Origin of the sequence: Streptomyces sp. MS06 (assembly GCF_047200655.1) — a bacterium.
Classification (GTDB): domain Bacteria; phylum Actinomycetota; class Actinomycetes; order Streptomycetales; family Streptomycetaceae; genus Streptomyces.
Genome location: NZ_JBJZOJ010000001.1, coordinates 86382 through 113054 on the forward strand (window position 1 = coordinate 86382; position 26673 = coordinate 113054).

General features: G+C 73.2%; 17 protein-coding genes. 6 read left to right on the top strand and 11 right to left on the bottom strand.

Going from position 1 to position 26673, the window contains the following annotated elements; translation table 11 throughout:
• Nucleotides 1–280: 280 nt before the first annotated feature.
• From ACL02U_RS00370 to ACL02U_RS00385, 4 genes are all read right to left on the bottom strand, one after another.
• Nucleotides 281–4258, bottom strand: a complete 3978-nt coding sequence (locus ACL02U_RS00370; RefSeq protein ID WP_412788505.1) for a glycoside hydrolase family 2 TIM barrel-domain containing protein — start codon at nt 4256–4258, stop codon at nt 281–283.
• Nucleotides 4259–4516: 258 nt separating this feature from the next.
• Nucleotides 4517–5023, bottom strand: coding sequence for an O-acetyl-ADP-ribose deacetylase (locus ACL02U_RS00375; RefSeq protein WP_412788506.1), 507 nt, complete (start codon nt 5021–5023; stop codon nt 4517–4519).
• Nucleotides 5020–6429, bottom strand: a complete 1410-nt coding sequence (locus ACL02U_RS00380) for a phytoene desaturase family protein (protein ID WP_412788633.1) — start codon at nt 6427–6429, stop codon at nt 5020–5022. Before ACL02U_RS00380 ends, ACL02U_RS00375 begins: the two co-directional genes overlap by 4 nt.
• Nucleotides 6430–6546: 117 nt before the next feature.
• The gene (locus ACL02U_RS00385; protein WP_412788507.1) at nt 6547–7392 is read right to left on the bottom strand and encodes an inositol monophosphatase family protein; all 846 of its coding nucleotides are present in this window, start codon (nt 7390–7392) and stop codon (nt 6547–6549) included.
• A 412-nt stretch (nt 7393–7804) separates the two neighbouring features.
• Here ACL02U_RS00385 and ACL02U_RS00390 point away from each other — a divergent pair, with 412 nt between their 5' ends.
• The 3 genes from ACL02U_RS00390 to ACL02U_RS00400 all read left to right on the top strand — a co-directional run bounded on the left by ACL02U_RS00390 (nt 7805) and on the right by ACL02U_RS00400 (nt 10943).
• Nucleotides 7805–8812 carry a glycoside hydrolase family 11 protein gene (locus ACL02U_RS00390; protein WP_412788508.1) on the top strand — a complete coding sequence of 336 codons (1008 nt, stop codon included), beginning with the start codon at nt 7805–7807 and terminating at the stop codon, nt 8810–8812.
• A gap of 50 nt (nt 8813–8862) precedes the next feature.
• A complete protein-coding gene (locus ACL02U_RS00395; protein ID WP_412788509.1) occupies nt 8863–9864 on the top strand; it encodes a polysaccharide deacetylase family protein in 1002 nt (333 codons plus the stop codon).
• A 395-nt stretch (nt 9865–10259) separates the two neighbouring features.
• Nucleotides 10260–10943 carry a hypothetical protein gene (locus tag ACL02U_RS00400; protein ID WP_412788510.1) on the top strand — a complete coding sequence of 228 codons (684 nt, stop codon included), beginning with the start codon at nt 10260–10262 and terminating at the stop codon, nt 10941–10943.
• 148 nt (nt 10944–11091) lie between these two features.
• Here the strand turns inward: ACL02U_RS00400 and ACL02U_RS00405 are convergent, their stop codons facing one another.
• The 6 genes from ACL02U_RS00405 to ACL02U_RS00430 all read right to left on the bottom strand — a co-directional run bounded on the left by ACL02U_RS00405 (nt 11092) and on the right by ACL02U_RS00430 (nt 19541).
• Complete coding sequence (locus ACL02U_RS00405) at nt 11092–12633, bottom strand: NCS1 family nucleobase:cation symporter-1 (RefSeq protein ID WP_412788511.1); 1542 nt, start codon at nt 12631–12633, stop codon at nt 11092–11094.
• 267 nt (nt 12634–12900) lie between these two features.
• Entirely contained in the window at nt 12901–13923 is a 1023-nt protein-coding gene (locus ACL02U_RS00410) for a TIGR03842 family LLM class F420-dependent oxidoreductase (RefSeq protein ID WP_412788512.1), read from the bottom strand.
• 131 nt (nt 13924–14054) lie between these two features.
• Nucleotides 14055–15455, bottom strand: a complete 1401-nt coding sequence (gene hydA, locus ACL02U_RS00415) for a dihydropyrimidinase (RefSeq protein WP_412788513.1) — start codon at nt 15453–15455, stop codon at nt 14055–14057.
• A gap of 156 nt (nt 15456–15611) precedes the next feature.
• On the bottom strand, nt 15612–16901 hold the full coding sequence (locus ACL02U_RS00420; protein WP_412788514.1) for an aspartate aminotransferase family protein: 1290 nt from the start codon (nt 16899–16901) through the stop codon (nt 15612–15614).
• Complete coding sequence (locus ACL02U_RS00425) at nt 16898–17740, bottom strand: nitrilase-related carbon-nitrogen hydrolase (protein ID WP_412788515.1); 843 nt, start codon at nt 17738–17740, stop codon at nt 16898–16900. Before ACL02U_RS00425 ends, ACL02U_RS00420 begins: the two co-directional genes overlap by 4 nt.
• 157 nt (nt 17741–17897) lie before the next feature.
• Nucleotides 17898–19541 (bottom strand): hypothetical protein, encoded by a 1644-nt coding sequence (locus ACL02U_RS00430; protein ID WP_412788516.1) that lies wholly within the window; start codon nt 19539–19541, stop codon nt 17898–17900.
• Between the two features lie 379 nt (nt 19542–19920).
• On the opposite strand from ACL02U_RS00430, the gene ACL02U_RS00435 reads away from it, so the two are divergent.
• Nucleotides 19921–22455, top strand: coding sequence for an ATP-dependent Clp protease ATP-binding subunit (locus ACL02U_RS00435; RefSeq protein ID WP_412788517.1), 2535 nt, complete (start codon nt 19921–19923; stop codon nt 22453–22455).
• A 190-nt stretch (nt 22456–22645) separates the two neighbouring features.
• On the top strand, nt 22646–23407 hold the full coding sequence (locus tag ACL02U_RS00440; RefSeq protein WP_412788518.1) for a hypothetical protein: 762 nt from the start codon (nt 22646–22648) through the stop codon (nt 23405–23407).
• Between the two features lie 848 nt (nt 23408–24255).
• Here the strand turns inward: ACL02U_RS00440 and ACL02U_RS00445 are convergent.
• Nucleotides 24256–24711, bottom strand: a complete 456-nt coding sequence (locus ACL02U_RS00445; protein ID WP_412788519.1) for a DUF6278 family protein — start codon at nt 24709–24711, stop codon at nt 24256–24258.
• A gap of 126 nt (nt 24712–24837) precedes the next feature.
• Between ACL02U_RS00445 and ACL02U_RS00450 the strand changes: the two genes are divergently transcribed.
• Nucleotides 24838–26640 (top strand): SGNH/GDSL hydrolase family protein, encoded by a 1803-nt coding sequence (locus tag ACL02U_RS00450; protein ID WP_412788520.1) that lies wholly within the window; start codon nt 24838–24840, stop codon nt 26638–26640.
• Nucleotides 26641–26673: the final 33 nt, after the last annotated feature.

Consider the following 26673-nt stretch of genomic DNA (forward strand, 5'->3'; position numbering starts at 1 on the left):
GATTCTTTCGCCCCGTACCGCTCCTCGCCACACCGATCGCCGATCATGCCCGCCGGGCCGCTGTGACTTTGGTCCCTCGGAGCGGCGGCGGGCACCCCGAGAGCCCCGCCGGGCCGGTTCCCCGGACGCCCCCGCCCGGCGGGGCGGTCCGGCGCCGCGGGGCGGTCCGGCACCTCGGGGCGGTCCGGCACCTCGGGGCGGTCCGGCACCGTGGTGCGGCAGGCGGCTGCCGGTGTCGGTGCGCGGTGCCGGCGGCCGCCGGCCGGAGGAGGGGCCCGCGCTACGCGGAGAACGGGTCGGCGGTGGGCCGCCTCGCGGCGGCCGGTGCCTCGCCGACGTCGGTGAGAGGCCGCAGCCGGTACGTGTACGAGTAGTCCCGGTCGGCGAACAGTTTGTACGCGTCGTGGGTGTGCGCGCCCCAGCTGTTGTCGCCGCCGACGCCCATCTGCCGCAGGTTGACCCGCAGCACGACCTCCTCCCGCGGGGTGAGCTGGTAGGCGTGGCGGGCGCCGCAGGACAGGTCCTCGGGGGTGAAGTGCGAGGCGTTGACCTCGACCAGCGGCTCCCCCGCGACGAGCAGGCCCGCCCCGTGTCCGTCGGTCAGCGCGGCCCAGCGCACCTCGGTGCGGTTGCCGTTCTCCTGCGGGCGGATGTACGGGGTCCCCTGGTCGGTGACCTTGCCGGAGTGGCGTCCGACGTCGGTGCCGTCGTGCCGGTCCCAGTAGTTCTCCTCGGGGCCGCGGCCGTAGTAGTGCAGGTGCTCCAGGCGGGCCGGCAGCAGGAGCAGGGTGCCGACCTCGGGGATGTACGGCAGGGTCGCCGCGCCCGGGTGCAGGGTGTTGTCCACCTTGACCTCGCCGTTCCCGAACACGGTGTAGACGGTGGTCCAGGACGACTCGACGGTGGTGGGCAGGGTGCCCGCGACCTCGATCCGCACGGCCCGGTCCCCCGCCGCGCGGACCCGCACGCCGGTGACCGCCCGGCGGGCGCCGGCGTCCCGCCAGGTCCGGTTGCGGGTGTGCTGTCCGTTGCCGTGGTCGTTGTCGGTGGGGGCGCGCCAGAAGTTCGGCGCGGGTCCGGAGGTGACCAGGCAGGCGCCGCGGGCCTCGTAGGAGGTGATGACGCCGGTGCGCTTGTCGACGGTGACGGAGAAGTCCGCGCCGGTGACGGTGACGGCCCCGGCGCCGTCCGCGTACCGCAGGGCGGGGACGCTCTCCAGGGGGACCGGTGTCACGGCGGGACCGCCCGCGTCGACCGGGAACTGCTGCCGGGCCACCTCGAAGCCGGCCTCGGCCCAGGGCGTGTCCTCGCGGGTGGTGAAGGACAGGTCGAGGAAGTACTCGGTGCCGGGTGCCGGGTCGTCGGGCAGCGGGAACGGCACCCGGACGTCCTTCGCGGTCAGCGGCGGTACGTCGAGCTGGGCACGGGTCAGGCGGCCCTGTGCGACGGTGGCGCCGTCGGCGAGCAGCGTCCACCTCGCGTCGAGTTCGCGCAGGTCGGTGAAGAGGTACTCGTTGGTGAGGGTGAGGGTGCGGGGGTCGTCCCCGGCGGGGGCCGCGTCGACGGCCTGGTAGATCCGTTTGACCTCGGCGGCCTTGCCGGTGTGGCGGCGGTCCGCGGTGAGGATGCCGTTGGCGCAGAAGTTCCCGTCGTCGGGGTTGTCGCCCCAGTCGCCGCCGTACGCGAGGAAGGTCTTCGCCCGCGGCCGCCGCTCGGTGACACCGACGGTGGCGGCGTCGAACCAGAACCGGACCCCGTCGTCGCCGGGCCCGCGGCCGCCGGCGGCGAGTTCGGCGGCGCCCAGCGCGCGGGCGTAGACCCGGGCGCGCCGGACCGTGCCGCTGAGCAGGCGGGTGGGGTTGTCCGCGTCGGTGGCGAGCGACAGCGGTGCGGTGTTGCTGTCGGGGCGCCGGCCGGTGCTGCGGGTGGCCCGCACGGCGCCGTCGACGTGGAGGGTGAGGGTGCCGGCGTCCGCGTCGAAGGTGCCCGCCACATGGTGCTCGGTGCCGGTCCAGTCGTCCGGCAGGGCCCAGCTCGCGGCGATCCACCGGCCGTCGCCGTGGATGAAGAACTCCAGCCTGTCGCCGGTCTGCTTCAGGGCGTACTGGGTGTCCCCCTTGGCCAGGATCGGCTGGTGGTAGCCCGTCACGTGCGGGGTGAACCAGGCTTCCAGGGTGAGGGAGCCGGTCAGGTCGAGGCGGTCGTCGCGGGCGAACACCGTGGCGCCCGAGACGCCCGAGGCGCGGTCGAAGGAGGCGGACGGGTCCAGGAGTTCACCGCGCAGCCGAACGGGCCCGGTCTCCGCCAGGAGGGTGCGCCGCGGAGTGGGCCGGCTGAGCGCCTGGTCGGCGAAGTCCCAGATCCAGCCGCCCTGGAGCACGTCGTGGCGGCGGACGACGTCCCAGTACTCCTTGAGGTTGCCGTTGGAGTTGCCCATGGCGTGCGCGTACTCGATCATCACGTACGGCCTGGTGTCGTCGGTGTCGCGGGCCCGGGCCTCCACCCGGTCCGGGCTGTCGTACATGTGGGAGCGGATGTCGCTGATGCCGGGCCGGTCGTCGCCCTCGTACTGGATGACGCGGGTCGGGTCGTGGGAGCGGATCCAGTCGTGCATGGCGGTGAAGGTGCTGCCGCCGCCGGCCTCGTTGCCGAGGGACCAGATGACGACCGAGGCGTGGTTCTTGTCGCGGTGGACCATGTTCCGGGCGCGGGCGACGCAGGCGGCGCTCCACTCGGGGTGGTCGCCGGGGTACTCGCCGCGGATCCCGTGGGTCTCGAGGTTGGTCTCGTCGACGAGGTACAGGCCGTACTCGTCGGCGAGTTCGAGCCAGTGCGGGTTGTTCGGGTAGTGCGAGGTGCGGACGGAGTTGATGTTCATCCGCTTGACGGCGGCGATGTCCTCGGCGAGGTCGCCCCGGGTGAGGGCGGTACCGCGGTCGGGGTGCATCTCGTGGCGGTTGGTCCCGCGCAGCGAGACCGGTTTGCCGTTGATCCGCATCAGGCCGTCCTTCAGCGCGAACTCGCGCAGGCCGACACGGTGCGAGAGGACCTCGGTGACCTTCCCGGCGGGGTCGCGGAGCCGGAGGACGGCGGTGTAGAGGTAGGGGTGCTCGGCGGACCACAGCCGCGGTGCGGGCACGTCCTTCGCCGACCGCACGGTGACGTCCCGGCCGGCGGGGACGGACCCGAGGTCGGCCGGCTGCTGCAGCGGACGTGTCCAGACGGGGTGCCCTGCGGCGTCGTACAGCATGGCCTCCACCGTGTACCGGCCCGAGGCGTCGGCTCCGTAGGCGCGGATGCTCGCGGCGACGTCCAGCGCGGCGGTGGTGCAGTCGTGGCCGAGCGGGGTGCGCAGGGTGAAGTCGCGCAGGTGCACCGCGGGGGTGGAGTACAGGTAGACGGAGCGGAAGATGCCGCTCAGCCTGATCATGTCCTGGTCCTCCAGCCAGTCCCCGTCGGAGTAGCGGTAGACCTCCACCGCGATCTGGTTGGTGCCGGGGCGGAGGTGGTCGGTGACGTCGTACTCGGCGGGGGTGTAGGAGTCCTCGTGGTAGCCGACCAGGATGCCGTTGATCCACACGTAGTGGGCCGACTTGACGCCTTCGAAGTGCAGGAAGGTCCGCCGGTCCGCCCAGTGCGCGGGGACGGTGAAGGTGCGCCGGTACTGGCCGACCGGGTTGAAGCGGGTCGGCGCGGCCGGCGGCTGCGGCTCCTCGCCCAGGCCGTTGGCACCCCAGTACGGATAGGTGATGTTCACGTAGACGGGTCTGTCGTACCCGTGCTGCTGCCAGACCGCGGGGACGGGGATGGTGTCCCAGTGCCGGTCGTCGAGGTCGGTGCGGTGGAAGTCTGGGTCCCGGTCGTCGGGGCGGTCGGCGTGGGCGAACCTCCACCGCCCGTCCAGGCTCAGCCGGTACGGAGAGCGGGTGCGGTCGGCGGCCAGGGCCTGCGCGGTGCTCGCGTACGGCATGAGGGTGGTGTGCGGGGGCTCGGTGCCCCGTTCGAAGACATCCATCCGCCCGTTCCACTCCGGCCGTTCCGGCCCGGCCGCGCCGGAACCGGCCGCGAGGGCCGTCCCCTGCGGTCCGGCCAGGGCCAGCGCACCCAGTACGGCCGCCGAGGACTCCAGGAGTCGGCGGCGGCTGACGAGGGGGCGGGCCGGCGGGGCGGGGCGGGCGGGCCGGGAGCCGTGCGGGTGCGGGTGCGGGTGCGGGTGCGGGTGCGGGTGCGGGTGCGGGTGCGGGTGCGGGTGCGACATGACCGTGGCCTTCCTCGTGACGACCGTGCGTGACGCGGACTGAGACGTGGTCAGTTCCTGTTTATTGCTGTTGATATTTCGAACGGAGGCGCATACGTCGAGACCTCATGGCCGAACCATCAACGAAAAGACACCTGCTGAACCAGGGTCACCCTAGAACTCCGGCAGATCCCGGGCAATCATCCTGTCGGAGTTTGTGTGTTCCTGATGATGCGCGCACGGCGAGAAGTGGACACCCGGACCGGCACCGGAGCCCCGTCAGCCGAGTTGCAGGGCGAAGGCCTCGTAGGCGCGGTCGTCGAACAGCACGAACCGCACCTCCTCGACCGCCGTCCGCACGCCGCGCACGGTGTCCACCGCGATCCGCGCCGCATCCTGCATCGGCCACCGGTAGACGCCGGTGGAGACGGCCGGGAACGCCACCGTGCGCGCGCCCAGTTCGTCGGCCACCCGCAGGGACTCGCGGTAGCAGGAGGCGAGGAGCGAGGGGTCGCCGCCGGGCCGCCAGACCGGGCCGACGGTGTGGATCACCCAGCGCGCGTCCAGTTCGCCCGCCGTGGTGGCGACGGCCTGACCGGTGGGCAGGCCGCGGCCGTACCGGGAGGCGCGCAGCGCCCTGCACTCCTCCAGGATCGCGGGACCACCGCGCCGGTGGATGGCGCCGTCCACGCCGCCTCCACCGAGGAGGGAGGAGTTGGCCGCGTTGACGAGGGCGTCGACCTGCTGACGGGTGATGTCGCCGCGGACGATGGTGAGAGCCGTCATGACCGGCGCAACCTCCTCCAGACCGCCTTCGCCGCATTGTGCCCGGACATGCCGTGCACTCCCGGCCCGGGCGGCGTGGCGGAGGAGCAGAGGAACACGGCCGGGTGTGCGGTGGCGTAGGGGAACAGGGACGGTCTGGGCCGCAGCAGGGCCTGGAGCCCGTCGACCGCTCCGGTGGCGATGTCCCCGCCGACGTAGTTGGCGTTGCGGGCGGCCAGTTCGGGCGGCCCCGCGACGGCGCGGGCCAGGACCCGGTCGCGGAAACCGGGGGCGTACCGTTCCAGTTGGCGTTCGAGGGCGTCGGTGAGGTCGCCGGTCCAGCCGTGCGGGACGTGCCCGTAGGCCCAGAAGACGTGCTTGCCCTCGGGGGCGCGGGTCGGGTCGACCACACCGGGCTGAACGGTGATCATGAAGGGGCGGTCCGGTGCGTGGCCCTCCCGGGACGCGGCGCGCAGGGCGGCGCCGATCTCGGCGCTGTCGGCGCCGATCTGCACGGTGCCGGCGGTGCGGGCCCGGGGGGCGGTCCACGGCACGGGCCCGTCGAGGGCATAGTCGATCTTGAAGGCGCCGGGCCCGTAGCGGTAGTTGCCGTAGGCCCGGCCGAGGCCGGCGATCCGGGCGAGGGCGGTGGGCGAGGTGTCGAAGACGTATGCCCGCGCCGGGGGCAGGTCGTCCAGGCGCTTGACCTCGTAGTCGGTGTGGACGGTGCCGCCGAGGTCCTTCAGGTAGGCGGCCAGCGCGTCGGAGATGGCCTGCGAACCGCCGCGGGGCACGGGCCAGCCGCGGGTGTGCGCGGCGAGGGCGAAGACCAGGCCGACGGCACCGGTGGCGAATCCGCCGAGCGGGGCCATGGCGTGCGCGACGAGCCCGGCGAACAGCGTGCGGGCCCGCTCGTCGCGGAAGCGGCGCATCAGCCAGGTCGACGGCGGTAGCCCGGCCAGGCCGAAGCGGGCGAGGGTGACCGGGTCGCGCGGCAGCGAGGTCGACGGCAGGGACATGAAGTCCCGCACCAGCGTGTCCCACCTCGGCAGGAACGGCTCGACCAGACGGCGGTAGGCGCCCGCGTCCCGGGGGCCGAAGGAGGCGGTCGTCTCGGCGACGGAGCGCGACAGCACGGCGGCGGTCCCGTCGGCGAAGGGGTGCGCCATGGGCAGGTCGGGATGCAGCCACCGCAGGCCGTAGCGGTCCAGCGGCATCGCACGGAACGCCGGCGAGCTGACGGCGAGGGGGTGCGCGGCGGAGCACGGGTCGTGGCGGAAGCCGGGGAGGGTGAGTTCCTCGGTGCGGGCCCCGCCGCCCACGGTCTCCCGCGCCTCGAAGAGGGCGACGGAGAAGCCGCGGCGCGCCAGCTCCACGGCAGCGGTCAGTCCGTTCGGCCCCGCACCCACCACCACCGCGTCGAGCATCGACGGCACCTTCGGACTCCTTCGTCTGTCGGCGACCTGCAAGGGTCAGCATAGGACGGCGCCCCGGCCCGCCCCGCCGCGCGGGTGGCATCCGGTGCTGCGCACCGGGCGGGGCGCTCAGCCGGCGTCCGCCAGCAGCGCGGCGATCCGGCGCGCGGTGGCCGCGTCGCGCGCGGCGGTGAACGGCAGGGTGTTGCCGCCGGTGATGCGGAAGGGCTCCCCGGTGCCGGTCAGGTGGGCGCCACCGGACTCCTCGACCAGCAGCAGCCCCGCCGCATGATCCCAGGCGGCCTCCCAGGAGAACGCCACGGCCTCCAGCTCGCCGCGCGCGACCGCCAGGTACTCCAGTCCGGCCGAGCCGCACGGCCGGGGTGCGATGCCCTCGGCACTCAGCCCGAGGAGTGCGCGCTTCTGCTGGTCGGTGGTGAAGTCGGGATGGGAGGTGGCCACCTCCCAGTCCCGGCCGGCCGCGGGCGGCCCGGCGTGCAGGCGCCGCCCGTCGAGGAAGGCGCCGCGGCCCCGCACCGCGGTGGCGAGCAGGTCGCGGGCGGGCGCGTAGGTCCAGGAGGCGCGCACCACGCCGTCCAGGGCGAGCGCGACGAGGGTGCAGAAGCCCTCCTCTCCGCGCACGAACTGCCGGGTGCCGTCGACCGGGTCCACGATCCACACCGGGTCCGGGCCCTGAATCGCCCCGTAGGAAGCGGGGTCGGCGTGCACCGCCTCCTCGCCGACCACCACCGAACCGGGCAGCAGGGCGCCCAGTACCGCGGTGAGGTACTCCTCCGCCTTGCGGTCGGCGTCCGTCACCAGGTCGTGCGGTCCGGACTTCTGGTCCACCTCGTGGGCGGTGAGGCCGCGCCAGCGCGGCATGATCTCGGTCGCGGCCGCCTTGCGGACGGCCTCCTCGACCTCGGTGGAGCGGCTGGTCAGAAACTCGTCGATGGTTTCACTGTTCTTGATCACCTCTCCATGAGAACACGAGGCGCTGACAATCCCCGCCCGACCGGTGCACTCCCGGTGGAATCGACGTGAACATCAGGCGCGGCGACCCGGCGGCAACCGCGGGGGCGTGTCCGGCGCGGGGGCAGGCGAGGCGTCGCACAGCACGGGGACCAACAGGCTCGAAAGATTTTCGCAACTTTCGAATTTCTACGATCTTGAATTGCGGTGCGTACGAAAGCACTTCCGCGATGCCTCGGCCGCGATTCCGCCAGCATCACTCCGACCTGCACATCTCTCCATGCAGAGCACCCCAGCCCATATCGAAGCTTTCGAAATTTGTACCGAAACTATTGACAGTTGATGTGGGCAGCTCAAAACTGCCGTGCGGAAACACCGCGGAAACAATCCGCTCCCCCCTCTCCAGGAGGCACTCATGGCCCAACAGCGCAGCCGCCTGTGGCTGCTCGTCAGCAGAAGCTGGATCCTCGTCCTCGCCGCCGTGGCGGCGCTGATCGTGCCGAGCGCCGCCAACGCCGACACGGCCGTCACCTCGAACCAGACCGGCAACAACAACGGGTACTACTACTCCTTCTGGACCGACTCCCAGGGCACCGTGTCCATGAACCTGGGGTCCGGCGGCAACTACAGCACCAGTTGGAGCAACACCGGCAACTTCGTGGCCGGCAAGGGCTGGAGCACCGGCGGTCGCAGGAGCGTCGACTACTCGGGCAGCTTCAACCCGTCCGGCAACGCCTACCTGTCGCTGTACGGATGGACCACCAACCCGCTGGTCGAGTACTACATCGTCGACGACTGGGGCAGCTACCGGCCCACCGGAACCTACAAGGGCACCGTCACCTCCGACGGCGACACGTACGACATCTACGAGACCACCCGCACCAACGCCCCCTCCATCGAGGGCACCCGGACCTTCAACCAGTACTGGAGCGTCCGGCGGAACAAGCGGTCGAGCGGCACCATCACCACCGGCAACCACTTCGACGCCTGGGCCGGCCACGGGATGAACCTGGGCAGCTTCAACTACATGATCCTCGCCACCGAGGGCTACCAGAGCAGCGGCAGCTCCAACATCACCCTCGGCAGCACCGGGTCAGGCGGCGGTACCGGCGGGAGCGGTGGCGGAACCGGCGGCGGGAGCGGCGGCGGGAGCGGCGGCGGTTGCACCGCGACCCTGTCCGCCGGCCAGCAGTGGAGCGACCGGTACAACCTCAACGTCTCGGTCTCCGGCGCGGCCGACTGGAAGGTCACCATGCACGTCCCCACCCCCGAGAAGATCATCGCCACCTGGAACATCAGCGCCGACTACCCCGACGCGCAGACACTCGTCGCCACACCCGACGGCAACGGCGACAACTGGGGCGTCACCATCCAGCACAACGGCAACTGGACCTGGCCCACCGTCACCTGCAGCACCACCTGAGCCCCCGCACCCGAGGCCGTAGGAGACCCCACACACAGGAGAACCACCCCATGAGAATCAGACCCCGTCTCTCGTTACGCCCCCTCCTCACGGGCCTGGCCGCCCTCACGACTGCACTGGCGGCCACCCTCACCGTCAACGCCGCGCCGGCCCAGGCCGCCTCGTGCAGCAACGGGTACGTCGGGCTCACCTTCGACGACGGCCCGTCCGGCACCACGTCGACCCTGCTCGCCACGCTCCGGCAGAACAACCTGCGGGCGACCATGTTCAACGAAGGGCGGTACGCGGCCGCCCACCCGTCCCTGGTGCGGGCGGAGGTCGACGCCGGCATGTGGGTCGGCAACCACAGCTACACCCATCCGCACCTGACCCAGCTCAGCCAGGCGCAGATGGACTCGGAGATCTCCCGGACCCAGCAGGCCGTGGCCGACGCGGGCGGCGGCACACCGCAGCTCTTCCGCCCGCCGTACGGTGAGACGAACGCGACCCTGCACTCCGTCGAGGCGAGGTACGGCCTCACCGAGATCATCTGGGACGTGGACTCGCAGGACTGGAACGGCGCCGGGACCGACGCGATCGTGCAGGCCGCCGGCCGGCTCACGAACGGCCAGGTCATCCTGATGCACGACTGGCCGTCCAACACCATCGCCGCGATTCCGCGCATCGCGCAGGGACTGGCGGCGCGCGGACTGTGCGCCGGCATGATCTCACCGCTGACGGGCCGTGCGGTCGCCCCCGACGGTGGCACCGGCGGCAGCGGTGGCGGAAACGGCGGTGGGAGCGGCGGCGGTTGCACCGCGACCCTGTCCGCCGGCCAGCAGTGGAGCGACCGGTACAACCTCAACGTCTCGGTCTCCGGCGCGGCCGACTGGAAGGTCACCATGCACGTCCCCACCCCCGAGAAGATCATCGCCACCTGGAACATCAGCGCCGACTACCCCGACGCGCAGACACTCGTCGCCACACCGGACGGCAACGGCGACAACTGGGGCGTCACCATCCAGCACAACGGCAACTGGACCTGGCCCACCGTCACCTGCAGCACCACCTGACAGCGCTGCGCCGGGTGCGCCCGGCGCAGCCCGTCGGTTGGGCGGCGCGCGGCCCGCCCGCGCGCCGCGACCGGCCCGGCGCCGGTCCGCGGTGCCGGGCACGGGCCGCCCGTAGCGCTCCGGGCGGCTCCGGAACGTCTCGTCCCGCTCCTCGCATCCGCGGTCGGCCGCATCGGGAGCGCGCTTCCACAGGCCGCCTCTTCACTTCATATCACCTGACAAATCTGACTATTTCTCCCGGAAAATCGCAGGTGGAGCGGCCGCGGTGGGCACTTCGGCGTCACCGCCCCGGCACGGAGCGAGTTCACCCTTCCGCACCGCGGGGACTCGTGTGAGACTGTCGTCCCGTCCGCAGTGTGGACCACCTCCGCACCATCCCCCACGAGAAGTGCGCCGTGCGTTTGCTTCCCCTGCCGCTCGCCCTGACCGCGCGACTGTCCCCGGTGGCCGTGCTCGCCGCCATGGGCTGGGCGCTGTCGTCCGGTCCGCTCGCTCCCGCCCCGGCCGCCGGTCACGAGGCGCCCCACGAGACGACGGCGACCCGCTCGCCCTCCGCACCGTCCGCCACGGCGCAGCCGAAGGCGTACACGACGGCGCCCGCCCCGTGCACCAGCCTGGCGGCGAAGACCATCACCTCCCTGGTACCGGGCGCGAAGACCGCCGGCAAGGAGATCCCCTCCACGGACCCGAAGATCCGCCGCACCTGCTCCTGGAACGCCCTCAAGGGCTACGACTACCGCTGGCTGGACATCTCCTTCGAGATCACCGACTCGAACGAGAAGGCGCAGAAGGCGTACCAGGCGCGGGTGACGCAGAAGTCCGGCGGCGGGGCCGTCCCGGGCCTCGGGGACCAGGGCTACTCGGTGGTGAACCTGACCACCGAGGACAAGCAGCAGACCCGCGAGGGCACCGTCATCACCCGCGCGGCCAACGCGCTGGTGGTGGTCACGTACAACGGCAGCGACTTCGAGACGAAGAAGGCGCCGGACACGGACGAGATCAACAAGGGCGCCATCAAGGCCGCCAAGGAGGCGGTGGCGGCACTGGGCCACGACACCGCCAGCACGCCCGCGAACTGACGCCCCCTCTGCCCCGGCCTGCGGGCCGGGGCAGTGAGGAGCCGATCCCGTCGGCCGGAGCACTCGACGGCATCGCTCCCGGTGCGCGACCGATGCTGCACCGCCCGGCCGGACACGGCCGCACCGCGACGGGTCCCGGTGGACGCGCTCATCCCCCGCTGGTCGCCTCTGCGGTGCGCCGGCCGGCGGCCGTCAGTGCGAGGTAGACGACGAGGGACGTACCCAGCCCGACGGCCCACCCGTAGTCGGCGAGCGGTTTGAGGACGGGCACGAGGCCGTCGACGGGGAAGGGGCCGGCCTTGCCGCCGTCCGCGTCGAGGGTGGAGTACGAGCCCCCGACGGCGAGCAGCCCGCCCACGGCGAACGCGACCACGGCCCGCCAGTTCCAGCCGCCCGTGTACCAGTAGCGTCCCCCGGCCACGTACAGGTCGGCGAGGTCGAGGACGGTGCGGCGGACGATCCAGTAGTCCGCGATCAGGATGCCGGCGACCGTGCCGAGGAGCCCGCCCACCACGCCGAGCCAGGTGAAGATGTACAGCTCGGGTGTCGAGGTCAGCTTCCACGGCATGACGACGACCCCGACCACGCCGGTGATGATCGCGCCGGTGCGGAAGTTGATGACCTTCGGGGCGAGGTTGGCCAGGTCGTACGCGGGTGAGACCACGTTGGCGGCGAGGTTCACCGAGATCGTCGCCACGAAGACGGTGACGAGCGCGAAGAGCAGGCCGAAGACGTTGTCGGTCCGGCCGGCCAGCGCGACCGGGTCCCAGATCGCCGCACCGTACACCTCCTGCGAACCGGAAGTGACGAGGACCGACATGAGCGCGAACAATGTCATGGTGGTGGGCAGCCCCAGGGTCTGCCCCCAGACCTGGGCGCGCTGGCCCTTGCCGAAGCGGGTGAAGTCGGGGATGTTCAGCGACAGCGTCGACCAGAAACCGATCATGCCCATCAGACCGGGGAAGAACACCTTCCAGAAGTCGGCGCCCCAGCCGACCTTCGACGGCTCGTGCAGCAGCGGACCGAAACCGCCGGCCTTGTTCGCGATCCAGATCAACAGCACCACCGCGCCCACCAGCACGAACGGGGCCGCCCAGTTCTCGAAGCGGCGCAGGGTCTCCATGCCCCGGTAGATGATGGCCAGTTCGAGGACCCAGAAGGCCAGGAAGCACAGCCACAGCGTCCACGGGTAGCCGCCGACCTCGCCGGCGTCCGCCCAGCCGCCGAAGATCTTCCCCAGCAGCACGAAGATGCCCTGTCCGCCGATCCAGGTCTGGATGCCGAACCAGCAGCACGCGACGGCCGCGCGCACCATCGCCGGCAGGTTCGCGCCCCGGACGCCGAACGAGGCCCGGGCAAGCACGGGGAAGGGGATGCCGTACTTCGGACCGGCGTGGCCGGTCAGCAGCATCGGCAGCAGGACGATCACGTTGGCCAGCGCGATCGTCAGCACCGCCTGCCTCCAGTCCATGCCCAGCGCCACCAGACCCGAGGCCAGCGTCCACGACGGGATGCAGTGCGCCATGCCGATCCACAGGGCGACGAAGTTGTACGTGGTCCAGCGGCGTTCGGCCAGCGGGACGGGTCGCAGGTCGTCGTTGGCGTAGCGGCTGCCTGCCGGGTAGGCGTCGGCCGGCAGCTCGACGGCGGCCCCGGACGAGGGGGCGGGTATGGGAGCGGTGTCAGTCATTCGGCGGACCCATCGGATGAGGTGGACGGGGAGGACCGTGCGGGTGCGATGGGGGGTGGCGCGTGACACGCCCCGACCCCCTTCCCGGCGGGCGGGAAGGGCGGATTCGGGTGGGCCGTGCCGTGGCGGGGTTCGGTGGCAGGGGGCGGACGGGGGCGGTCGGTGGACGGGGATCTGCGAACGGAGATCGGTGGAGGGGGTTCGGTGGGCGGGGGCGGGAGGGGCTTGCGCGGGGAGGGGTTCGGTCGGGGCGCCCGGAGGAGGCGGTCAGCCGTTGAGGGCGGGGATGACCTGGTTGCCGTAGGCGTCGATGACCGTCTCCTGCGCGTCGTGCATGTCGTAGACGGCGAACTGGTCGACGCCCAGCTCGCGCAGCGCGGTCAGCTTCTCGATATGCCGTTCGACCGGGCCGACGAGGCAGAAGCGGTCGACGATCTCGTCCGGCACGAAGGCGGTGTCGGGGTTGTCGGCACGGCCGTGGTGGGAGTAGTCGTAGCCCTGGCGGGCCTTGATGTAGTCGGTGAGTTCGTCGGGGACGGCCGCCGAGTGCTCGCCGTAGCGGGAGACCAGGTCGGCGACGTGGTTGCCGACCATGCCGCCGAACCAGCGGCACTGCTCGCGGGCGTGCGCGAGGGCCGCCGGCGAGTCGTCCTCGGTGACGTAGGCGGGGGCGGCCACGCAGACGGTCACCGCGCCGGGGTCGCGTCCCGCGGCCGCGGCGGCGTCCCGGACCGCCTTCACCATGTACTCGGTGAGGTAGAGGTCGGCGAGCTGGAGGATGAAGCCGTCGGCCTCCTCACCTGCCATCCGGAGTGCTTTGGGGCCGTACGCCGCCATCCACACGGGGAGTTCGGCGCCCTCCTTGATCCACGGGAAGCGGATGACGGTGCCGCCGCCCAGGTCGGCCTCCTCGCCCCGGCCCAGTGCGCGGATCACCTTCATGGCGCCGCTGATGCGGGCGAGGGTGTTGGGCTTGCGCCCGGCGACCCGCATGGCCGAGTCGCCGCGCCCGATCCCGCAGACGGTGCGGTTGCCGAACATGTCGTTGAGGGTGGCGAAGCTGGACGCGGTGACCTCCCAGGTGCGGGTCCCGGGATTGGTGACCATCGTGCCGACCTTCAACCGGGAGGTCCGGGCGAGGATCTGGCTGTAGATGACGAAGGGCTCCTGCCACAGCACGGCGGAGTCGAAGGTCCACCCGTGCGTGAACCCGGCGTCCTCCGCGCGCTTCATCAGCTCCACCACCCGGGAGGCCGGGGGATCGGTCTGCAGGACAAGTCCGAAGTCCATGGGAAATCCTCACTGATGACGTTCGAGGCGGCGGGGCGGAGCCGTGCGGGCGACCGGACCCCGCGGCTGGAGCGGTGGGATGAACGGGCTGCGGACGGCCGGCGCACCCGGGGGCCGTCCGCGGCGGTCCGCTAGTTCAGGTACTGGCAGGTGGAGCGCGGGGTGTAGACGCCGTGGCCGGCGTGGCCGGTGTACTTCCGCTCGGTGACGACGGGTTCGCCGCGGGAGAGGACGGTCTCGACCCGGCCGGTGACGCGCCGGCCCTCGTAGGCCGAGTAGTCGACGTTCATGTGGTGCGTCTCGGCGGACATGACCTGCTCGGCGTGCGGGTCGTAGACGACGACGTCGGCGTCGGCGCCCGGCGCGAGGGTGCCCTTCTTCGGGTACAGGCCGAACATGCGGGCCGGGGTGGCGCAGGCGATCTCGATCCAGCGGCGGCGGGAGATGTGGCCGTCCAGTACGGCCTGGTGGAGCAGGTCCATCCGGTTCTCCACCCCCGGCAGGCCGTTGGGGATCCTGGAGAAGTCCCCGCGGCCGAGGTCCTTCTGCCCGGTGAAGCAGAAGGGGCAGTGGTCGGTGGAGACGACCTGGAGGTCGTTGGTCCTGAGCCCCTTCCACAGTCGGGCCTGGTGCTCCCGCGGGCGCAGCGGCGTCGAGCACACGTACTTCGCGCCCTCGAAACCGGGTTCGGCGAGGTTGTCGGTCGACAGGAACAGGTACTGGGGGCAGGTCTCCCCGAAGACGTTCAGGCCGTCGTCGCGGGCGCGGGCCAGCTCGGCCACCGCCTCCGTGGCCGAGACGTGCACGACGTACAGGGGCGCGCCCGCGACCTGGGCGAGGCGGATGGCGCGATGGGTGGCCTCGGCCTCCAGGAGCGCCTTGCGGACCTCGCCGTGGTAGCGCGGGTCGGTCTCGCCGCGGGCGAGCGCCTGCTCCACCAGGACGTCGATGGCGATGCCGTTCTCGGCGTGCATCATGATCAGCCCGCCGTTGTCGGCGGACCGCTGCATGGCGCGCAGGATCCGGCCGTCGTCGGAGTAGAAGACGCCGGGGTAGGCCATGAACTGCTTGAAGCTGGTCACGCCTTCCTCGACCAGCAGGTCCATCTCCTTGAGCGTCTCCTCGTTGACGTCGGAGAGGATCATGTGGAAGCCGTAGTCGACGGCGCAGTTGCCCTCCGCCTTGGCGTGCCAGGCGTCCAGCCCCTCGCGGAGCGGGCGGCCGACGGTCTGGACGGCGAAGTCGACGATCGTGGTGGTGCCGCCCCAGGCGGCGGCGCGGGTGCCGGTCTCGAAGGTGTCGGAGGCGAAGGTGCCGCCGAAGGGCAGTTCCATGTGCGTGTGGACGTCGACGCCGCCCGGGATGACGTACTTCCCGGTGGCGTCTATGGTCCGGTCGGCCGTCCAGGCCTCGGCAGCCGGGGTGCCGGTGGCGGCGAGGGCGGCGATGCGGCCGTCCTCGATCAGGACATCGGCGTGGATCTCGTCGGAGGCGGTGATGACGAGGCCACCACGGATGACGGTACGGCTCATGCTCCCTCTCCTGCCGCTCGTGCCTGCGGTTGTGGGCTGCGGATCGTGCGGGACGGGTCGTGCGGTGGGCTGCCGCCGGTCCCGGTGCGGCGGCGACGGCACCGGAACCGGGGCGGTGGGGCAGCAGGACGGCGGGGCGACGGGACGGCGGTCGGGCTACTCGTTCAGGCTCAGCAGGGCGCGTTCGAGGATCGCCGCGCCCTCCTCGGCCTCCGCCACGGTCAGGGACATCGGCGGGGCGACGCGCAGCGCGCTGGTGTCGTGGCCGCCGCCCTTGCCCAGGAGGAGGCCGTCGGAGCGGGCCGCCTCCAGCACGGCGGCCGCGGCGGCGGGGTCGGCCTCGCCGGTTCCGGGCCGGGCCAGCTCCACGCCGATCATCAGCCCCCGTCCGCGGACCTCACGGACGGCGGGTACCTGTGCGGCGACGCTCCTCAGCCGCTCGATGAGCAGGCCGCCCACCCGCCGGGCGTTGCCCTGGAGGTCGTGTTCGAGCAGGTAGGCCAGGTTGGCGAGGCCCGCCGCCATGGTGATCTGGGTGCCGCCGAAGGTGGAGATGCTCTGCGAGTCCAGACAGTTCATGATCTCGGAGCGGGCGATCACCCCGCCGACTGACATCCCGTTGCCGATGCCCTTGGCGAAGGTGACGATGTCCGGCGGGCCGTTGCCGGCGTGCGCCTGCCAGCCCCAGAAGTGGTCCCCGGTGCGGCCCCACCCGGTCTGCACCTCGTCCGCGATCCAGAGCACGCCGCGCTCGGCGAGCACCTCGCGGAAGGCGGCGTAGAGGCCGTCGGGCGGGGAGGTGAACCCGCCTACGCCCTGGACCGGTTCGGCGATCAGGGCGGCGGGTGCGCGGGTGTGGCCGAGGAGGTCCTCCAGGTCGGCGACGCAGGCCGCGGTGAAGGCGTCGTCGTCGAGGTCGGCGAACGGGCCGCGGGAGCGCACGCCGCCGTGGACGTAGAGGGTCTGCAGCGGGGACAGCGAGGTCGGGGACCAGCCGCGGTTCCCGGTGATGCCGACGGCGCTGAAGGAGCGGCCGTGGTAGCTGTTGCGCATCGCGAGGACCGTGTTGCTGCGCCGGTGGGTGGTGGCGAGCAGCAGTGCCGTGTCGTTGGCCTCGGTTCCGGAGGTGGTGAAGAAGACCCGGGCGTCGGGGATGCCGCTCACCCGGGCGATGCGCTCGGCCAGGTCGACCATGGGCCGGTTGAGGTAGAGGGTGGAGGAGTGCACGATGCGCCCGGCCTGCTCGGAGACCGCCTTGGTGACCTCGGGCAGCGCGTGCGCGGTCATCGTGGTGAGGATGCCGCCGAAGAAGTCGAGGTAGCGGTTGCCGTCGGCGTCCCAGACGTGGCGTCCCTCGCCGTGGGTGATCTCGATCGGGTCGTCGTAGTACAGCGCGAGCCAGTCCGGCAGCACGGCCCGGTGGCGCCCCAGCAGGTCGCGGTTCACGGCTGCACCAGCCCCTCGTAGGCGTCGGGGCGGCGGTCGCGGTAGAAGGCCCACTGCTGCCGTACCTCGTCGATCAGGTCGAAGTCGAGGTCGCGGACGAGGAGTTCCTCCTTGGAGTCGCTGGCCACCTCGCCCACGAACCGGCCCCGCGGATCGACGAAGTAGCTGGTGCCGTAGAAGTCGTTGTCGCCGTACTCCTCCTGCCCGACCCGGTTGATCGCGGCGACGAAGTACTCGTTGGCCACGGCTGCCGCGGGCTGCTCCAGCTGCCACAGGTGGGCGGAGAGGCCGCGGTGGGTGGCCGAGGGGTTGTAGACCAGCTGGGCTCCGTTCAGGCCGAGTTGCCGCCATCCCTCCGGGAAGTGGCGGTCGTAGCAGATGTACACGCCGACCTTGCCGACCGCGGTGTCGAAGACCGGCCAGCCCAGGTTGCCCGGCTTGAAGTAGTACTTCTCCCAGAACCCCTTGACCTGCGGGATGTGGTGCTTGCGGTACTTGCCGAGGTAGCTGCCGTCGGCGTCGATGACGGCCGCGGTGTTGTAGTAGAAGCCCGGCTGCTCGATCTCGAACACCGGGACGACGACGACCATGCCGGTCTCGCGGGCCAGGTCCTGCATCCGGCGCACGGTCGGCCCGTCCGGCACGGGTTCGGCCCACCGGTAGTGCTCCGGTTCCTGGACCTGGCAGAAGTAGGGGGAGTTGAAGACTTCCTGGAAGCCGATGACCCGCGCCCCCCGGCGGGCGGCCTCACGTGCGTGCTCCTCGTGCTTCGCCAGCATGGACTCGGTGTCGCCGGTCCAGGTGGCCTGGACCAGAGCGGCGCGTACGACGTTGGCCATGAGCTGCTCCTTCGACAGGACGCCAGAGCCTCTACGCCCGTAGAGCAGGCGGTAGAGGGAAGACCGTAAGCCCCGGCGGCGGGCTTGCCAAGACCATCGTCGCCAACCCGCTGGGAACGAGCGCGTTTCACACTCCGGTGGGTGAGCGACCCGCCGGTCAGCCGGCGAGGCCGGCGACCCGCAGCGCGTGCAGGAGGTCCCAGTGCCGTTCGTCGGAGACCCCGTGGGCGGCGTGCAGCAGCAGGGGGGCGATCAGCGGCGGGTCGGCCGCCGCGCTCAGGGCTGCCTCGGCGGGTGTGCGGACCCGCACGTACGCGTCGACCAGCGAGCGCACCTCGCGGTCGCGGCCCTCCGCGGCCAGCGTGCACACCGCGGCCCCGATCTCGGCCGCGGAGCGTGCCACGCCCTGCCGCAGGACCTGCTGCCCGTCGGCGGCGTGCCCGGCCGCGGCGAGGGCGTCGGCGGCCGCCACGAGCCGGTCAGCGGGCAGGGAGGACGCCTCCCACAGCAGGGTCGCCCAGTCCGCGCCGAGCCCCGCCTGCCGCAGCTCCGCCGCGAGCGGCGGGAAACGGGCGGCCGGCCACCACGCGGCCTCCACCAGCACCGCGTGAGCCTCTCCGGTGCGTCCCTCCGCGCGGAGCCGCACCAGCCGGGCCACGGCGTCGGCGACCTCCTTGCGCGCCGCCTCGTCCACCGGCTCGGTGCGCGGGCGTGCCTCGTCGCGCTCCCCCGGCCCGGCTCCGGCGAACCGCGCCCCGCGGGGGGTGCCGCCCGCGGCCGCGGGCGCCTCCGGAGCGGCGGCGGAGGGGGGTGCGGGTGCCGGCGCGGTGTCGTCGACGGCGAGTCCGGCGAAGCGGGCGCTGCCCCGGCGGCGCTTGCGGGTCTTGGCCGGCGGGTCGGGCGGGGCGGGCGGTCGCGGGGTGGCCGGGGCGCGGGCGGCGGGCGCGGCACGCGGGCCGGCCGGTGCCGGTCGCGGGGCGCGGCCGGCGTCCGCGGGGGATTCGCCCGCGGGGGCCCGCGGGTCGGGGCCGCCACCGGAGCGGGTGTGCGGCACCCCGCGGCCGGCGTGCGGATCGGGGGCGGCCGGGTGGGGAGCCGGGACCGCCGGGTGGGGGGCCGGGGCCGCCGGGTGGGGGGTCGGGGCCGCCGGGCGGGGGCCGGCCGTCGCGTGGCCCTGCCACGGGCCGGCGGCACCGGCGCCGCGAGGCCGGGCGGCGTCCGGTCCGGTCTCCGCTCCCCCGCCGTGCTGCCCGGGCCGGCGGTGCGGTGCGAACGGTGCCGGGGCGCCGGTCAGCCGGCGGTCCGCCTCGGCGAGGCGGGCACGGAGTTCGGCGCAGCGGGCCGTGGCGCGTTCGTGGTCGTCGCGGGCCCAGGCGAGGTCGTGGCGGAGCGCGCCGGCCTCCTCCGCGGTGGCGGCGGTGGCGGCGCGCCGGTTCAGCTCGGCGAGGCGGTCCGCGGCGTACCGCTGCTCGCGGAGCATCACGTCGATCCGGTCACCGAGCGCGTCCCGGCCGCCCGGCCGCGCGTCGTACGCGGCGAGGGCGGCGGCGTGCAGGGCCGAGGCCCGTTCCCGCTCCGCCGCCGCGACCGGTGTGCCGTACTCGGCGGCGAGGTCGTGCAGCAGCGCCTCCACCACGTCCCACGGCGGCACCTCCCGCCCGTCCAGGCAGGCGCGCATGCCGTCCGGATCGCGTTGCCAGAACACCGCGCACCATCCGCCGCCCGGGTCGAGTCCGGCCAGCAGCCCGTCCAGAAAGTTCGCGAACTCCCGTACCCTGCCGGGGAGTTGTTCCACAGTCATCGCCCAACTCCCACCCAGAGAGGAGCACTCCGTACGGTAGCCAACACGAAGCGTGTTACGGACTCGATACGGGGAGTTTTCAGCGGGACTGCATGGATCTTCCGGTGCCGCCGCACACCGGTGAGCCGGCGGACCCGCCACCGCACGGGGCCGCAACGGCGGGTGCGGCACCGGGCGGCGCGCCCCCCGCGCGCCCCTGCGCGCCCGTCCGCGCCCGTCCGCGCCCGTCCGCGCCCGTCCGCGCCCGTCCGCGCCGGGGGGCGGGTCCGGCAGGGCGTCCTGCACATGCCCCACGGATCGGAACGTGCCATCGTGGCATGAGCGGCCCGCAACCCGGACACCCGATCCCCGCACGTCGTCAGCGATCGAATGGAGCGCCATGACCAGCGGCTTCGTCGGCCCGGAGGGCGACCCCTTCGGGGAGTTCCTCGCCCGCTTCTTCGGCGGCCCGCGCCCCGGCCCGCGGCAGATCGACATAGGCCGTCTGCTCAGCCAGCCTGCCCGGGACCTGGTGCGGGGCGCCGCCCAGTACGCCGCCGAGCACGGCAGCCGGGATCTGGACACCGAGCACCTGCTGCGGGCGGCGCTGACCGCCGAGCCCACCCGCACTCTGCTGAGCCGGTACGGCACCGATCCCGACTCGCTGGCCTCGGAGATCGACGAGCGGTCCGGTCCGCCGCAGCAGCCGGCGGGCGAGCCGCCCCCGCCCACGTCGCTCTCGCTCACCCCCGCCGTCAAACGCGCCCTGCTCGACGCGCACGACCTGGCGCGGACCTCCGGCGCCGGGTACATCGGCCCGGAGCACGTGCTGAGCGCGCTGGCGGCCAACCCGGACTCCGCGGCCGGGCACATCCTGAACTCGGCGCGCTTCAGCCCCTCGGGACTGCCGCCGGAGGCGGCGGAGGGCGCACCGCCGGGGGCCGAACGGCAGCGCGCCACCGGCACGCCCACGCTCGACAAGTACGGCCGCGACCTCACCGAGCTGGCCCGTCAGGGGCGTATCGACCCGGTGATCGGGCGGGACGAGGAGATCGAGCAGACCGTCGAGGTGCTGTCCCGGCGCGGGAAGAACAACCCGGTCCTCATCGGTGACGCGGGCGTCGGCAAGACCGCCATCGTGGAGGGCCTGGCCCAGCGCATCGCGGAGGGGGACGTACCCGACATCCTGCTGGACCGGCGCGTGGTCGCCCTCGACCTGACCGGAGTGGTGGCGGGCACCCGCTACCGGGGGGACTTCGAGGAGCGCCTGAACAACATCGTCGAGGAGATCCGCACCCACTCGGACCGGCTCGTCGTGTTCATCGACGAGGTGCACACCGTCGTGGGCGCCGGGTCCGGCGGTGAGGGCGGGGCGATGGACGCGGGCAACATCCTCAAGCCCGCGCTGGCCCGGGGGGAACTGCACGTCGTCGGCGCGACCACGCTGGAGGAGTACCGGCGGATCGAGAAGGACGCGGCGCTGGCCCGCCGGTTCCAGCCGATCCTGGTGCCCGAGCCGAGCGTGCCGGACGCCGTCGAGATCCTGCGCGGGCTGCGCGACCGCTACGAGGCGCACCACCAGGTGCGCTACACGGACGAGGCGCTGGTCGCCGCGGTGGAGTTGTCCGACCGGTATCTCACCGACCGGCGGCTGCCGGACAAGGCGATCGACCTGATCGACCAGGCGGGCTCCCGGGTGCGGCTGCGGGCCCGCACCAAGGGCACGGACGTGCGGGCCATGGAACGCGAGGTCGAGCAGTTGGTCCGGGACAAGGACCAGGCGGTCGCCGACGAGCAGTACGAGCAGGCCACGCGGTTGCGCGACCGGATCGCGGAGCTGAAGGAGCGGATCACCCGGACGGCGGGGGACGGCGAGGCCGACGAGGGCCTGAACCTGGAGGTCACCACGGAGGCCGTGGCCGAGGTGGTGTCCCGGCTGACCGGCATCCCGGTCAGCAGCCTCACCCAGGAGGAGAGGGACCGCCTGCTGCGCCTGGCGGAGCATCTGCACCAGCGGGTCATCGGTCAGGACGAGGCCGTCGCGGCGGTGTCGGAGGCGGTGCTGCGCAGCCGGGCGGGGCTGTCCAGCCCGGACCGCCCGATCGGGAGCTTCCTGTTCCTCGGCCCGACCGGCGTCGGCAAGACGGAACTGGCGCGGGCGCTCGCCGAGGCACTGTTCGCCAGCGAGGACCGCATGGTCCGCCTGGACATGAGCGAGTACCAGGAACGGCACACCGTCTCCCGCCTGGTCGGCGCGCCGCCCGGGTACGTCGGGCACGAGGAGGCCGGCCAGCTCACCGAGGTGGTGCGCCGGCACCCGTACTCGCTGCTGCTGCTCGACGAGGTGGAGAAGGCGCACCCCGACGTGTTCAACATCCTGCTGCAGGTGCTGGACGACGGACGGCTGACCGACTCGCAGGGCCGCACCGTGGACTTCACCAACACGGTCGTGGTGATGACCAGCAACCTCGGCTCGGAGGCGATCACCCGGCGCGGCGCGGGCATCGGGTTCGGGGCCGGTGGCGCGGAGGCGGACGAGGCGGCGCGCCGCGAGCAGGTACTCCGGCCGCTGCGGGAGCACTTCCGGCCGGAGTTCCTCAACCGGATCGACGAGATCGTCGTCTTCCGCCAGCTCACCGGCGAGCAGTTGCGGCAGATCACCGACCTGTTGCTGGAGCAGACCCGCCGGCTGCTGCACGCCCAGGGCATCGCCCTGGAGTTCACCCCGGCGGCGGTCGACTGGCTGGCCGAGCGCGGCTACCAGCCCGAGTACGGTGCCCGCCCGTTGCGCCGCACCATCCAGCGGGAGGTCGACAACCAGTTGTCCCGGCGGCTGCTGGACGGCAGCGTGCGCGAGGGTGCCCGGGTGACGGTGGACGTCGCGGACGGCCGGTTGGTGTTCCACCGGCTCGACCGGCCGGCCGCCGCACTCTGACCGCCGCACTCCGACCGGGGTGTCCCGGCGGGCCGGGACACCCCTCGTACGGCGTCGCCGGACGGACGCCGGGCCCGCCGCGGGCGCGGCGGGGCCGGCCGGGGGGCGGTGCCCGGCGCCGGCTTCGGGGCGAGGGCCGGGGCGGGTGCCTCGAACGGCCGTCCGCCCGGGACCGCTACCATGCGCGCCCATGAATGACGACCTGCGCAACATCGTTCTCGGCGTGATCGCAGCGGGCCTCAGCGCCGCGCTCGGCTGGCTGGCCCGCACCTCCCTGTGGAAGCGGAGACTGCGGCGCAAGCAGGCGTTCTTCGGGCTGCCGGAGAACGCGGAGTCCCTGCTCGTGGTCAACCGCGATCCGGCGACCTCGGAGCCAGCGGTGCACCGCTTCGACGTCTTCGCGCTCCTGGAGCTCGCCGCGCTCATCAAGGACTGCGGCGCTCACGTCCAGATGGTCACCCAGGACTCGGCGCACCAGGGCTTCGGGGAGCGGACCGAGTTCTGCGTCGGGGGGCCGGCCTCCAACCGCCGCATGCTGGCCCACATGTCGGCGATGCTGCCCGGGGTGCGGGTCAACGTCGACCCGGAGCCGGGCCCGGACCGGGGCGCGTTCCAGATAGGCGCCGAACGGTACCGGATGGACCCGGGCGTCACCGAGTACGTCCTGCTTGCCAGGTTGACGGCCGGCCAGAACCGCGACGCCCGGCCGGTGTTCCTGTTCTGCGGCCAGCGGGCCATCACCAACCAGGCCGCCACCCGGTATCTCGCCCGCAACCACGAGCGGCTGGCCCGCAAGCACGGCGGAAACTCCTTCGTGCTGCTGCTGAAGGTGGTCAACTCCCAGGCCTACGGACCGGATGTGGTCGAACTGGTGGGGGATGTGACGCGTGCGGCCCAGGCTCCGCTGCCGGTGACCGAGCAGTCCCGCACCTCGCATCGGGCGGGTTCCTGACCCGGCGGCGGAAACACGACAGGAGGCAGGACGCAGGACCGCGGAGGCGGGCGGGCGTCGGGGACGGAAGGAGCGTCGGGGACGGGAGGGTCGGGCCGGACCCGCGGCGGGGCCGGAGCGGCCGGTCCCGGCCCGGGGGCGAGCGCAACCCGTCCGGCACGCGGCTGACCTTCTCCTCGCCGGCGGTCGGCCCTGGTGGGTGCCGATCCCGCCGCACGAGCAGTGATCTCCGGCCGCGGCCGGCCGGGTATGGCTCTTGTGATCCGCCACCCCTGGGGCCAGGGGCGGCGTCGGGTGTCCGCCTGGCGGCAGCGTCCCCGGTGCGGCCCCGGCGGTGCCGTGCGGCATCGGTGCCGGTCACCGCCGCCCGCGGGGACGAAGGCCCCATCCTAGTCGAGAGCCGCGCCGGGCCGGGCTGCCCCTGGCGGGGCGCTGCCGCGCCGGGGCGCGCCGGGACGGGCCCGCGGCGGTTCCCGCCGCCGGGCGACGGGCGTTGACGGGGCGGGGCCGGTGGCGGGGCGGGGCCCGCCGCGGCCGGGCCGGACCGGCCGGGCGCTGCGCGCGACCCCGATCCGGAGCACGGCACACGCCCGGGATGCCGAACGCGGGTCGCAGGATGGTCCCCTTTCCTCAGCGCTGGGGGATCCCGTCCCACGGGACGTGCGGATCCCCGAAGTACCTGCCGGAGTCAGGCAGTTCGATCGACGGATCGACGGCCGTCCGCAGCCCTGTCCACTTCCCGCAACCCGCTTCCCGCAACTCGCTTCCCGCTGTGTCCTGTTGCCGCAACCTACCCACCCCGTACCGCACACGCCTGGCGACACGCACTTTGCGAGCATAAGCCGTATTTATCCCCCGGGCGGGGTGTGCGTTCCGTCGGGCGGCCGGCCCGCCTCGGCGACCTCCGCGTAGGTCTGGCACAGCTCCGGAACGCCACGGGCCGCCCAGCCGCGGCCCGCCTCCGTCACGTCGACCTCGCGTCCGGAGGCCAGCCGCACCACCGGCTGCTCGCCGCCCCGCATCGCCCAGGCGGCACCGCCGACGGTGCGCACGATCACCGTGCCGAGGTAGAACCCGGCGTCGTTGCCGAGTGACGGCAGCAGTTCCTCGTCGTCACGCCAGCGCGGCAGCAACTGGTCGAGTTCCGCCAAGGAGGCCACGCTGTCGTCGAGTTCGACGCCGGCCCGCGCCGCCTGCGCGCGCAGCAGCTCGCATTCGGACAGCAGGGCGGCCGCCCCTTCCGGATCGGCGAAGGGTTCGCTGTCCCGCTTGCCGCGACGACCACCCAAAAAAGGGATGTTCATACGACCAGCGTGACATTCGCTCCCCTGTACGCACCACAGGGCGCGCGGAGGGGCCCGTACGGCCGATCCCGGCAGGGGCACGGGCATGGCGCGTTGACCGGCCCGTACCGCCTACCTACGGTCGCGATGCGCCTTTTCACCCGCCGCGTGCAGAAGGAGTGGTCCGTGGGCCGAGCCGTCCGGGGCCTGGTGGTGGCCCTCACCCTGTGTGCGGGGGTACTCGCGCCGGTCGGCGCCGCCACCGCCACCCGCCCGTCGGCGGCCCTCCCGCTGCCGCTGGAGCTGCTGTTCGACAACACCGCCGTCAGCGAGGACGTGCGGCCCGCCGAGGCCGACTTCGACGGTGCGGGACGCTCCCTGCCGGCACCTGCACTTGCGGCCGCAGGCTGGACACCGGGACGGACCCTGGACGTCCAGGGCACCCGGCTGACCTGGCCGCGCAGCGCTCCGGGCCGACCGGACAACGTCCGCGCCGAGGGGCAGCGCGTCGACGTCCGCGGACGGGGCGACGCCCTCGCCTTCCTGGTGGCCGGGACCGCCGGCTCCGCCACCGGGGGCGCCGGCACGGTCCGCTACGCGGGCGGCGGCCGCTCCTCCTACCTGCTCTCCGCACCGGACTGGCGCACCGGCCCGCTCGCGACCAAGGCGGTGGCGCTGCCGTACCTGAACACGCCCGGCGGCCCGGTCACCGCGACCGTGCGGCTGTACGTGGTGACGGTGCCGCTGCTGCGGGGAGGTCGGGTGCGGTCCGTCACCCTGCCGCACGCGCCGGACCTGCACGTGTTCGCGATGGCGGTGCACAGCGCGGCACCCGGCTGGACGGGCAGCTGGGCGGCCTCGACCTCCGGGTATCCGGCCGTGGGCCCGTGGACCGACCGCACGCTGCGGCTGGTGGTGCACACCTCGGTGGGCGGGCCGGGGGTGCGGCTGCGTTTCGCCAACACCTTCGCCGCGGAGCGGGTGCGGATCGGTGGTGCGACGGTCGCGGTTCGCGCGAGCGGGGCGGCTGCCCGCGGAACGCCGCTCCCGGTGTCCTTCGACGGCTCGGCGGGCGTGACGCTCCCGGCGGGGGCGCAGGCGGTCAGCGACCCGCTGCACTTCGCGGTACCCGCCGACGCCGACCTGCTGGTGAGTTTCCACCTGCCGGACCGGGTGGCCGCGGCACCGGTGCACCGGCTCGCCCGGCAGCGGTCCTACCTCAGCGGGCCGGGCGACCACACGGCGGACGTCTCCGGGTCCGCGTTCGACGCCGCACTCACCTCCTGGCCGCTGCTGACCGGGGTCGACGTCGCCGGCGGGCCCGGGTCGGTGGTGGTGCTCGGCGACTCGATCACCGACGGGACGGGGTCGACGGCGGGCGCCGACCGGCGGTGGCCGGACGCCCTGGCCGCCAGGTTGCGGGGCCGGAGCGGTGCCCCGCGCTACGGCGTCCTCAACCAGGGCATCTCTGCCAACCGTGTGGTCACCGACCACTATCCGGGGGACGGCGTGTCGACCGACCAGGCCGGGGTGAGCGCGCTGCACCGGCTCGACCGGGATGTGCTGGCGCAGACCTCGGTGCGCACGTTGGTGGTCCTCGAGGGCGTCAACGACCTGCTGGCCGGTACCCCGCCGGCACGGATCACCTTCGGGCTCGCCGAGCTCGCCCGCCGCGCGCACGCCCGCGGCGTGCGCGTGCTGGCGGCCACGCTCACCCCCTGCTCGGGCTGGCGCGCCTGCACCGGCACCGTCGACGCCCGGCGGGCCGCGGTCAACTCCTGGATCCGCGCATCGGACGCCTTCGACGCGGTGCTCGACTTCGACGCCGTGGTGCGCGACCCGGCACGGCCGGACCGGCTGCTGTCCGCCTACGACAGCGGCGACCACCTGCACCCCGGGGACGCGGGATACGCCGCGCTGGCCGCGTCGGTCGACCTGGCCCTGCTGTGACGCTCTCCGGCGGGCCCGAGCGGGCGGCGGGCA

What these genes read in the sequence shown, in the direction of transcription:
- ACL02U_RS00410 (WP_412788512.1), bottom strand. Translation starts at nt 13,923, where the DNA reads ATGGACTTCGGACTTGTCCTGCAGACCGATCCCCCGGCCTCCCGGGTG.
- ACL02U_RS00375 (WP_412788506.1), bottom strand. Translation starts at nt 5,023, where the DNA reads ATGACGGCTCTCACCATCGTCCGCGGCGACATCACCCGTCAGCAGGTC.
- hydA (WP_412788513.1), bottom strand. Translation starts at nt 15,455, where the DNA reads ATGAGCCGTACCGTCATCCGTGGTGGCCTCGTCATCACCGCCTCCGAC.
- ACL02U_RS00370 (WP_412788505.1), bottom strand. Translation starts at nt 4,258, where the DNA reads ATGTCGCACCCGCACCCGCACCCGCACCCGCACCCGCACCCGCACCCG.
- ACL02U_RS00425 (WP_412788515.1), bottom strand. Translation starts at nt 17,740, where the DNA reads ATGGCCAACGTCGTACGCGCCGCTCTGGTCCAGGCCACCTGGACCGGC.
- ACL02U_RS00395 (WP_412788509.1), top strand. Translation starts at nt 8,863, where the DNA reads ATGAGAATCAGACCCCGTCTCTCGTTACGCCCCCTCCTCACGGGCCTG.
- ACL02U_RS00435 (WP_412788517.1), top strand. Translation starts at nt 19,921, where the DNA reads ATGACCAGCGGCTTCGTCGGCCCGGAGGGCGACCCCTTCGGGGAGTTC.
- ACL02U_RS00440 (WP_412788518.1), top strand. Translation starts at nt 22,646, where the DNA reads ATGAATGACGACCTGCGCAACATCGTTCTCGGCGTGATCGCAGCGGGC.
- ACL02U_RS00430 (WP_412788516.1), bottom strand. Translation starts at nt 19,541, where the DNA reads ATGACTGTGGAACAACTCCCCGGCAGGGTACGGGAGTTCGCGAACTTT.
- ACL02U_RS00390 (WP_412788508.1), top strand. Translation starts at nt 7,805, where the DNA reads ATGGCCCAACAGCGCAGCCGCCTGTGGCTGCTCGTCAGCAGAAGCTGG.
- ACL02U_RS00405 (WP_412788511.1), bottom strand. Translation starts at nt 12,633, where the DNA reads ATGACTGACACCGCTCCCATACCCGCCCCCTCGTCCGGGGCCGCCGTC.
- ACL02U_RS00445 (WP_412788519.1), bottom strand. Translation starts at nt 24,711, where the DNA reads ATGAACATCCCTTTTTTGGGTGGTCGTCGCGGCAAGCGGGACAGCGAA.
- ACL02U_RS00450 (WP_412788520.1), top strand. Translation starts at nt 24,838, where the DNA reads ATGCGCCTTTTCACCCGCCGCGTGCAGAAGGAGTGGTCCGTGGGCCGA.
- ACL02U_RS00380 (WP_412788633.1), bottom strand. Translation starts at nt 6,429, where the DNA reads ATGCTCGACGCGGTGGTGGTGGGTGCGGGGCCGAACGGACTGACCGCT.